The organism is Streptomyces sp. GC420, from assembly GCF_009916105.1.
In the GTDB taxonomy this organism is placed as follows: domain Bacteria; phylum Actinomycetota; class Actinomycetes; order Streptomycetales; family Streptomycetaceae; genus Streptomyces.
Window position 1 is genome coordinate 1 of record NZ_JAAAXQ010000319.1, and the last position, 9,721, is coordinate 9,721.

At 73.7% G+C, this 9,721-nt stretch carries 7 protein-coding genes; 3 read left to right on the forward strand and 4 right to left on the reverse strand.

The genetic code is table 11. The annotated features are described in order from the left end of the window. Nucleotides 1–40: 40 nt before the first annotated feature. From GUY61_RS29395 to GUY61_RS29405, 3 genes are read right to left on the reverse strand one after another with little or no spacing between them, the layout of a single operon-like run. A complete protein-coding gene (locus GUY61_RS29395) occupies nucleotides 41–1,354 on the reverse strand; it encodes a coenzyme F420-0:L-glutamate ligase (protein ID WP_166633281.1) in 1,314 nt (437 codons plus the stop codon). Beyond that, entirely contained in the window at nucleotides 1,351–2,307 is a 957-nt protein-coding gene (gene cofD, locus GUY61_RS29400) for a 2-phospho-L-lactate transferase (RefSeq protein ID WP_166633282.1), read from the reverse strand. Before cofD ends, GUY61_RS29395 begins: the two co-directional genes overlap by 4 nt. 12 nt (nucleotides 2,308–2,319) lie before the next feature. After that, complete coding sequence (locus GUY61_RS29405) at nucleotides 2,320–2,823, reverse strand: cysteine dioxygenase family protein (protein WP_166633283.1); 504 nt, start codon at nucleotides 2,821–2,823, stop codon at nucleotides 2,320–2,322. A 597-nt stretch (nucleotides 2,824–3,420) separates the two neighbouring features. Here GUY61_RS29405 and GUY61_RS29410 point away from each other — a divergent pair. The 3 genes from GUY61_RS29410 (at nucleotide 3,421) to GUY61_RS29420 (ending at nucleotide 9,290) form a co-directional block, all read left to right on the forward strand. Continuing rightward, the gene (locus GUY61_RS29410) at nucleotides 3,421–3,684 is read left to right on the forward strand and encodes a WhiB family transcriptional regulator (protein WP_053723761.1); all 264 of its coding nucleotides are present in this window, start codon (nucleotides 3,421–3,423) and stop codon (nucleotides 3,682–3,684) included. Between the two features lie 264 nt (nucleotides 3,685–3,948). Then, complete coding sequence (locus GUY61_RS29415; protein WP_166633284.1) at nucleotides 3,949–7,752, forward strand: glycosyltransferase family 2 protein; 3,804 nt, start codon at nucleotides 3,949–3,951, stop codon at nucleotides 7,750–7,752. Continuing rightward, nucleotides 7,749–9,290 (forward strand): DUF5719 family protein, encoded by a 1,542-nt coding sequence (locus GUY61_RS29420; protein ID WP_166633285.1) that lies wholly within the window; start codon nucleotides 7,749–7,751, stop codon nucleotides 9,288–9,290. The genes GUY61_RS29415 and GUY61_RS29420 overlap by 4 nt, the downstream gene beginning before the upstream one ends. Before the next feature lie 5 nt (nucleotides 9,291–9,295). Here GUY61_RS29420 and GUY61_RS29425 read toward each other — a convergent pair. Continuing rightward, a partial coding sequence (locus GUY61_RS29425) for a metallopeptidase family protein (protein WP_166633286.1) occupies nucleotides 9,296–9,721 on the reverse strand: 426 nt, incomplete at its 5' end.

Here is a 9,721-nt window from a genome sequence, read left to right on the forward strand (position 1 = left end):
CCCGGCCCCCTGGCCTTCCGGCCCGCCGTCCCCGGGCCGCTCAGCGCACCTCGTAGAACGCCGAGGCGTCCCGCGCCGGGCGTTCCTTCGGCGGCGCCGCCGCGTGCCCGACGGCGACCGCGCCCATGGGATCCCAGTCCCCGGGCAGGTCCAGCACCTCGCGTACGACGTCACGGCAGAACATCGTCGAGGACACCCACGCGGAGCCCAGCCCCTCTCCGGCCAGTGCCACCAGGAAGTTCTGTACGCCCGCGCCCATCGCGACGACGAACATCTCGCGCTCCGCGGCGTCCCGGCGTCCGCCGTCCGCGTCGCCGTACGTGTGCGAGCCGTCCGTCACGAGGCAGGGGACCACCAGGCACGGCGCCTTGCGCAGCACGTCACCGCGCCGGACCCGCCGGGCGACGGACTCCTCCGGCTTGCCGTCCCGCCGCAGGTCCGCGATCCACGCGTCCCGCATCGCGTCGAGCAGTCGCGTCCGCGACCGAGCGGACTCCAGCAGGACGAACCGCCAGGGCGTGGTGTGGTGCGGTGCGGGGGCCGTCACCGCGGCGGCGACCGCGCGCCGCAGGGCGCCGGGATCGACGGGCGCGTCGGTGAACTCCCGTACGGTGCGCCGCCGGGTCACCGCCTCCCGTACCGCCTCGGAGGTTCCGAGCCGGAACATGTCCTCGGCCGCGGACCTGACCAGTGCCCGGCCGCCCTCGGCGGACTCCGCCACGAGGTGCGGCAGGCCGCGCACGACGGCGACGGGCAGGCCCTCCGCCTTGCCCTTCACCAGGTCGCCCGCGGCGGCCAGTTCGTCGGCGGTGGCCACGACGGTCGCGCTCAGCGGATTGCCGTGGGCGTCGGTGCCGCCCCGCAGATCGTCGAGGACCCGCACCCCGGCCGCGCCGATCGCGACGTCCGTGAGGCCGTTGCGCCAGGGCCGCCCGAAGGTGTCGGTGACGACGACGCCGACGTCGACGCCGAGGATGTCCCGCAGCCCCTCGCGCACGGCGCGGGCCGAGGCATCCGGGTCCTCGGGCAGCAGCAGCACGGTCCCGGCCTCCGTGTTGGAGGCGTCCACCCCGGCCGCGGCCATGACCAGGCCGAGCCGGTTCTCGACGATCCGCAGGGTCCCGCGCCGGGCCACGACGCGTACGGTCTCGGCGTCGATGGCGGCCTCCCGGTCGGCGGCCTCGACGATCCGGCCCTCCGCCTTGGAGACGATCTTCGAGGTGACGAGCAGGACGTCGCCGTCCACCAGCCCCGGCTCGGTGGAGGCGATCAGCTTGGCGAGGTCGTCCCCGGGACGCACCTCGGGCATGCCGGGCACGGCCCACACCCGGAAGGAGTGCGCGGCGGTGGTCACGCGCGGACCTCCTCCGCCAGGGCCAGCGCCGCGCGGGCCATCTCCGCGGCGGTCTGCACGTCGGTCATCATCAGCGGCACCGCCCGGCAGCGGATGCCCGCCGACTGCACCCGCTCCACGCTGTCCGCGTCGGCGGTGTCCACCAGCCACCCGTCCAGCAGCCCCGAGCCGTAGTGCTCGGCGACCGCCGCGGCCGTGGACTCCACACCCACGGCGGCGAGCACCTTGTCGGCCATGCCCCGCACGGGTGCCCCGCCCACGATGGGGGAGAGGCCCACGACCGGCACCCCTGCCTCGGCGATACCCTCGCGGATGCCCGGGACGGCGAGGATGGTGCCGATGCTCACCACCGGGTTGGACGGCGGGAAGAGGATCACGTCCGCCTCGGCCAGTGCCTCGAGCACGCCGGGCGCGGGTTTGGCCTGTTCGGCGCCGACGGGCACCACGGCCTCGGCCTCGACGGAGGCCCGCAGGCGCACCCAGTACTCCTGGAAGTGGACGGCCTTGCGTTCGCCCTCCACCTCGACGGCGACATGCGTCTCCACCCGGTCGTCCGACATGGGGATGAGCCGGACCCCGGGCTGCCAGCGTGCGCACAGCGCCTCGGTGACCGCGCTCAGCGGGTAGCCGGCGGCCAGCATCTGCGTGCGGACGATGTGGGTGGCGAAGTCGCGGTCGCCGAGGCCGAACCACTCGGGGCCGACGCCGTAGGCCGCGAGTTCCTCCTTGACGGTGAAGGACTCGTCGGAGCGGCCCCAGCCCTGGTCCTCGTTGATGCCGCCGCCCAGCGTGTACATCACGGTGTCGAGGTCGGGGCAGACCTTCAGCCCGAACAGATGGATGTCGTCACCGGTGTTGCCGATGACGGTGACCTCCGCGTCGGGCGCGGCCGCCTTCAGGCCGCGCAGGAAACGGGCACCGCCGATGCCGCCGGCCAGAACCACAATGCGCATGGAGACAGTGTGTCAGCCGGAGAGGGTTTCCTCGGCCGCCGGGGCGCACTGGGCGGTGTGCATCGTCATCTCGGTCAGTCCCGGGAAGTAGACGTGCAGACTGACGGCCGGTTCGAGGGTGTCGTTGACCACTTCGTGGACGTATCCGGGCGCGAACACGCGCTGCGCCCCGGCGCGCAGGGTCCGGGTGGTGCCGTGCCCGCTCCGCTCGGTCAACTCGCCGTCCAGGAGCGTCAGTACGCCGGAGGAGCGGCCGTGGTCGTGCAGTCCGCTGCCCTGCCCGGGGACCCAGCTGAGCAGCCAGACCTCGTAGCCGGGGCCGGTGCGCAGCCGGTGGTACCAGCGGGTGGTGGCGTCGTACCGGACGAGGTGCTCCCACTGGGCGCGGTCGCCGGCGAGGGAGCGGGCGAGACCGGCGAACTCCGCGACGGTGACGGGGTGCGGGCGTTCGGGCCGGAGGAGGTGCGGGACTTCAAGGATGTCGCCCGCGATCTGCAGGTCGCTGTCGCTGTTCATGGGTGCGGTGGTTCCTCGGCGGGAGAAGCGCTGGGTGTCGCGGGGAAGGGGGAGCCGGAGCACGTACGGAGCGGGGTACGGCATCAACAGCTGGAACAGCAACAGCGCGCCTGGACAGCGCTGCGGAACCCACGGACTACTGCGTGGGTCGCGAGGAGCGCTGCGGTCGCTGGCATGACACCAAGGACAGCGGGTTCAAACCTCGGCTGTCAACTCAATGCCCACATTGTGAGCAATGTTTCACCTCATCCGGTTGCCCTCGATGCGGAAAGGTTTGTGGGGTCCTGTCGGCGGACAATGGCGCACCAGCAGCAACTTGAAACCCCCGAGGGGCAACGGGATTGATGTTCGCAGCGTCCCTCTTGGGGAAGGCGGTGCAGGTGACGGCCTCCCGGTCAGGCGTCTGCTTTATGACGATTTAAACACTTTCTGTTGAGCCTTGGTTCCGCAGAGTGAATAAGGGGCTCAATAGCAGATCTCGGCTTGACTGGCTCGGATCGGCACACTTGTAATTTCACTCGTGTCGTTCGCCCGAAATCGCTAACGGCAGCAGCAGCGGCAGCATCACGGGGACGCAAAGACAGACGAGGGGCGCACATGACCGAGCTGTTTCAGGAACTGCTGGTCGACGAGGCCGAAGAGGAGCTCGGCTGGCAGGAACGGGCGCTGTGTGCCCAGACGGATCCTGAATCCTTCTTCCCCGAGAAGGGCGGCTCCACCAGAGAGGCCAAGAAGGTCTGCCTCGCCTGCGAGGTGCGCTCCGAGTGCCTCGAGTACGCCCTGGCCAATGACGAGCGCTTCGGTATCTGGGGCGGTCTGTCGGAACGCGAGCGCCGCCGCCTGAAGAAGGCCGCGGTCTGATCCCGGTCTCCTCCCGTCCGGTCCCGGTCCGTACGCACTGCCGTACGCACCGGCCGTAAGAACGCGCACGGCACCGCGCGTCCTCCGCGCGGCACACACACGATCACAGCGCGCACGATCAAGGGTCCGCACCCGTGCTCATGCACAGGGGGCGGACCCGTTGTCCCGTCCAGCCATTAGTGTGGGGCCCCGTCCGAGACGCCACACCGCTCACACGCGGCGCACGCGTCCACCGCAGTCCACCGAACCGGGGCCCGTACCTCGATGTCCGTGCACAGCCACTCCTCGGCCTCCTACGGGGCCGGCCCGGCGGCGTACGCGCCCGCCGGATCCGCAGCTCCCTCCGGAGCGCCCTCTGGTCTCGCGGGTCTCGACCCGAACCGCGCACCCGAGTTCCCCAGGCATGTCGTCACCGCCGTGCTCGTCTCCCACGACGGCGCCCGCTGGCTGCCCGACGCGCTCGCCGGGCTCGCCGCGCAGGAACGCCCCGTGCAGAACGCCGTCGCGGCGGACACCGGCAGTGCCGACGACTCGGCCAGACTCGTCGCCGAAGCGCTGGGCGACAGCCGGGTGCTGCACCTGGCCCGCCGCACCGGCTTCGGCACCGCGGTCGAGGAGGCCGCCCGTACCGCGGGCGTACCCGGACCCGAACAGCTGCCGTACCTGAAGCGGCCCAGCGGATGGGATCCGGTCGGCCGGCAGTGGCGCGACGATGCCTACGACCTGCCGGAGTTCCCGTACGGCGAGCCCGTGCAGTGGCTCTGGCTGCTTCACGACGACTGCGCCCCCGAACCCGGCGCCCTCGCCGAACTGCTGCGCGTCGCGGACAACAACGACGACGCCGCGATCATCGGACCCAAGCTGCGCGGCTGGTACGACCGCAAGCAGCTCCTCGAGGTCGGCGTCTCCATCGCCAACAGCGGCCGCCGCTGGACCGGACTCGACCGCCGCGAACAGGACCAGGGCCAGCACGACCAGGTCCGCGCCGTGCTCTCCGTCTCCACCGCGGGCATGCTGATCCGCCGCGACGTGTGGGAGGAACTGGGCGGCTTCGACCGCCGGCTGCCCCTGATGCGCGACGACGTCGACCTGTGCTGGCGCGCCCAGGCCGCCGGGCACCGCGTCCTCATCGCGCCCGAGGCCGTGCTCCGCCACGCCGAGGCCGCCGCCCGCGAGCGCCGCACCGTCGACTGCGCCGGACGCTCCGTGGCCGGTCCGCACCGTGTGGACAAGGCCGGCGCGGTCTACACCCTGCTCGTCAACACACGCTCCGCGGCACTGCCCTACGTCCTGCTGCGCCTGGTCCTCGGGACCCTGCTGCGCACCGTCGCCTACCTGGTCGGCAAGGTGCCCGGTCAGGCCCTCGACGAGGTCACCGGCCTGGTCGGGACCCTGCTGCGGCCCGAGCGCATCCTCGCCGGACGCAGACTGCGCGGCAGACCCGCCGTCGAGCCGAGCGAGCTGCGGCCGCTGTTCCCGCCGCCCGGCGCCACCGTCAGGGCCACCGTCGAACAGGTGGTCAGCAACTTCGGCGGCCGCTCCGACTCCGAGGCGTCCGGCGGCCGGCACGGAGCCGTCGAGACGGGACCGGGCGACGACGACGCCGACTTCCTGGAGATCGAGCAGTTCGCTCGGCTCAAGCGCATCGCGCGCAAGCCCGCGCCGGTGCTCTTCGCCGTGCTGCTGCTGGTCTCGCTGATCGCCTGCCGCAACCTGCTCGGCGGCGGCGCGCTCGCGGGCGGCGCCCTGCTCCCTGCTCCCGCCGAGGCTGGTGACCTGTGGGGCCGCTACACCGGGGGCTGGCACGCCATCGGCACCGGAGGCACCGCCTCCGCGCCCCCGTACCTCGCCGTCGTCGCCGCGCTCGGCTCCCTGCTGTTCGGCAGCGCCGGCCTCGCGGTCACGGTGCTGCTGGTCTGCTCGGTCCCGCTGGCCGGCCTCACCGCCTACTTCGCCTCCCGGCCGCTGGTCGAGTCCCGGCTGCTGCGCGCCTGGGCCGCCGTCGCCTACGCCTTCCTGCCCGCGGCCACCGGCGCGCTCGCCTCCGGCCGCCTGGGCACCGCGACCCTCCTGGTGCTGCTGCCCCTCATCGCGCGGGCCGGCATCGCCGCGAGCGGCCTGCGCACTCCCGGCGTGCGCGGCAGCTGGCGCGCTACCTGGGCGTACGCCCTGCTGCTCACCCTCGCCACCGCCTTCACCCCGGTCGTCTGGCCGGTCGCACTGGTCCTCGGCCTCGGTGTGCTCGCGCTGCGCCGTGACGACCTCCCGGCGTACGGGCTGCGCTTCCTCGCCCAGTTCGGCGTGCCGGTCCTGGTCCTCGCGCCCTGGTCGCTGAACCTGCTCACCGACCCGGCCGCCTTCTTCGGCGAGGCCGGCCTGCGATCCGGCGCCGGAGCGGCCTCCGCGACCGACCTGCTGGGCATCAGCCCCGGCGGGCCCAAGACGGCGGGCGGGCTGCTGTTCGCCGGCGTGGTCCTCGCGGCGCTCGCCGCGCTGCTGCGCCGCGCACGGCAGTTCGCCATCCTCACCGCGTGGGCCGTGGCCCTCGTCGGGCTGGTCTTCGCCGTCCCCGCCAACCGCGAGGGCTGGGCCGGACCGGCCACGCTCGTCTACGGCATCGCGCTGATCGCCGCCGCGGTCCTCGGCGCCGACGGGGCGCGCGAGCGCGTCGCGGCGATGAACTTCGGCTGGCGGCAGCCCACCGCGGTGCTCATCACGCTCGCCGCCGCGGCGGCCCCGCTGTTCGCCGCCGTCGGGTGGATGTTCACCGGTGCCGACGGCCCGCTGACCCGCCGCGACCCGGTGCAGGTACCGGCCTTCGTCGCGGAGGAGAGCGGCACCCGCGACCAGGCCAGGACCTTGGTGCTGGGCGGGGCCTCGGCGGGCGAGGTCTCCTACACGCTGGTCCGCGGTTCCGGCGGCCGCCTCGGCGACGCCGAGATCGCCGAGGCCGACGGCGGCGACAGCCGGCTCGACGGCATCGTCTCCAACCTGGTCGCCGGCTCCGGCGCCGACCAGGCCGACCAGCTCGGCGGCTATGCCGTCCGCTATGTGCTGGTGCGCGACGGGGCCGCCCGGTCCATGAGCCGCGTGCTCGACACCACGCCGGGCCTGACCAGGCTCAGCCAGCAGGACGGCAGCGCCCTGTGGCGCGTCGACCGCCAGGTCTCCCGTGTCACCATCACCGCGGAGGGCACGGAGCCGGCGGCCGTGGCCGCGGGCCAGGTCGAGGTGCACACCCGCGTTCCCGCGGGCCAGGAGGGCCGGGTGCTGCGGCTGGCCGACCGGGCCGACGAAGGCTGGACCGCCACGCTCGACGGGCAGCCCCTCAGCAGGACGACCGTCGACGGCTGGGCGCAGGGCTTCGAACTGCCGCCGTCCGGCGGCCGCCTCGACGTCACCTTCGACGACCCGTTCACACACACCGTCTGGCTGTGGGCGCAAGGCGCGCTGGCCGTGGTGCTCGTGGTGATGGCCCTGCCGGGCCGCCGCCGCGACATCGACGACGACCTGCCGGAGGAGGAGCTCGCCGTGGCCGCGCAGGCGGTCGAGGGCGACGGCCGGCGGGCGCGCAGGCTGCGGGCGGCGGCGGAGGCAGAGTCGGGCGAGTCCGACGAGGCCGCCGGGTTCGGCGGGGCCGGTGAGTCCCGCGGCACGGACGAGGCGGGCGAAGGACCGGTCCTCGGTGAGCCCCCCGCGGGCCGGGAGGGCGATCCCTACGCCCTGCCGCGGCAGGCCGGCCCCGACGAGTACGGGGGCTGGGACAACGGCTACCAGCAGTACCCGCCGCAGGAGCAGCAGTACCAGGGCGGGGGCGGTCAGGCCGAGGCCGGCCACGACCAGGGCTACGAGCCGTACCAGCAGGCTCAGTACGCCGAGGGGCAGTACGCCGAGGCTCAGTACGCGGAGGGTCAGTACGCCGAGGGCCGGTACGGGGCGCAGTACGAGGGCCGGTACGACGGTCAGTACGACGAGTACAGCCATGGCTACGGCGACGGTGACGGCCCGCAGGACGGCAGCGAGGACGGAAGCCGGTACGGCCGTCGGAACGGGAGCAGCACTCAGTGAACCGCACCACCATTTCGCTCCTCGCCGTGGCCACCGCGCTGGCCGCCGTCACCGGCGTCGCCACCGTCACCGCGCCCGACGGGGCCGCGGAGAGCACCACCGCGACGGCCGCCCGGCGGCTGCCCGTCGAGCGTTCCACCCTGGTCTGCCCGCAGGCCGGCAACTCCGACCTGGCCGAGACGACGTACACCTCCATCACCCCGCGGAGCGAGGGTTCGGGCGGCTCGGCCGGGAAGGGCGCGGCCGAACTGCTGCCCGCCACGCAGTCGCTGGTCGCGGCGGACGACGAGGACGCGAAGGACGGCGGGGCGGGCGCGGCCGGGGACAAGGGGCGCAAGCCGCTGCTCACCGTCGAGGAGCCGGGCACTCCGGTCACCGCCGAGGCGTCGGGCACCGAGGCCCCGGCGCTCATCGGCAGCGCCGACGGACGGCTCGCTCCGGGCTGGGCCGCCCAGCAGACCACCGTGGTGAGCGCGGGCGACGGCCGCGGCCTGGCCGGTCTGGCGTGCACGGCCCCCGACACCGACTTCTGGTTCCCCGGCGCGAGCACGGCGGAGGGCCGCCAGGACTACATCCACCTGACCAACCCGGACGACACGGCGGCCGTCGTCGACCTGGAGCTGTACGACGACGAGGGCGCCATCAAGTCCGATGTCGCCGAGGGCATCACCGTGCCCGCCGGGTCGAGCGTCCCGGTGCTGCTGTCGACGTTCACGACCGAACCGTCCGTGAACCTGACCGTGCACGTCACCACGCGCACCGGCCGGGTCGGGGCGTCCCTCCGGGCGACGGACGACCAGATCGGCACGGACTGGCTCCCCGCCTCGGCCGACCCCGCCGGCACCCTCGTCATGCCCGGCATCCCGGCCGACGCCGTCTCCGTACGGCTGATCGCCTTCGCCACCGGCGACGACGACGCCGACGTGCAGGTGCGGCTGGCCGGGCGCAACGGCACGATCACCCCGGCGGGCAACGAGAGCCTGCACATCAAGAGCGGCATGACCGCGGCCGTCGACCTGGGGAACATCACGCAGGGCGAGGCCGGCTCGCTGATCCTCAGCCCCGAGGAGGGCGGTGCGGGCGGCGAGCAGGTCGTGGCCGCGCTGCGCGTCACCCGGGGCAAGGGCCCCGATCAGGAGGTCGCGTTCATCCCGGCCACCGCCGCGGTCACGGACCGAGCCACCGCCCTGGACAACCGAGCCAAGGGGTCCACGCTGTCCCTGGTCGCGCTGGACAGGACGGTCAAGGTCAAGGTCACTGCCTCGGCGGGCACCGGGGGCGGGGAGCCGGTCTCGGAGACGTACACGGTCAAGGCCGGTACGACGACGGCGGTGACCCCGCCGGTGCCGGACGGGCTGAAGGGCTCGTACGCGCTGACGGTCGAGCCGGAGCCGGGCGGTGAGGTCCACGCCTCGCGCACGCTGGCGCTGCCGCAGGACGGGGTGCCGATGTTCACGGTGCAGACGCTGCCCGACGACAAGGGCATGGTGGCTGTCCCCAAGGCCAGGCAGGACCTGTCACTGCTGACCCAGGACTGACCCCGTCAGTCCTGGTCGTAACGGGGGTCGACGGACTCCGGCGCCAGGCCGAGGAGTTCCGCGACCTGCTCCACGACGATCTCGTGCACGAGCAGGGCCCGCTCGTCCCGGCCCTTCGTCCGCAGTTCCACGGGCCGCCGGTACACCACGACCCGCGCCGGCTGCCCGTCGCGCGCGGGGACGGCCCCGCCGAGCGGCACGGTCTCGTCCCCCCAGGGGCCCGGGTCGGTTCCGGCGGGTGCCGGCCGGGGCACGTCCAGCACCAGGAAATCGACCTCGGCCAACTGCGGCCAGCGCCGCTCCAGCCGTTCGACGGAGTCCTGCACGAGGTCGCCGAAGGACTCCGCGCGGCTTGTGGACAGCGGCACCTGGGGCGGGGCCACGGGGCCGCGCATGCCTCGGCCGTGCCGGTCGCGGCGACGGGGCCGGGG

Excerpts from the sequence above, each read along its gene's own strand:
- GUY61_RS29410 (WP_053723761.1), top strand. The coding sequence starts at position 3,421 with ATGACCGAGCTGTTTCAGGAACTGCTGGTCGACGAGGCCGAAGAGGAG.
- GUY61_RS29405 (WP_166633283.1), bottom strand. The coding sequence starts at position 2,823 with ATGAACAGCGACAGCGACCTGCAGATCGCGGGCGACATCCTTGAAGTC.
- GUY61_RS29415 (WP_166633284.1), top strand. The coding sequence starts at position 3,949 with ATGTCCGTGCACAGCCACTCCTCGGCCTCCTACGGGGCCGGCCCGGCG.
- cofD (WP_166633282.1), bottom strand. The coding sequence starts at position 2,307 with ATGCGCATTGTGGTTCTGGCCGGCGGCATCGGCGGTGCCCGTTTCCTG.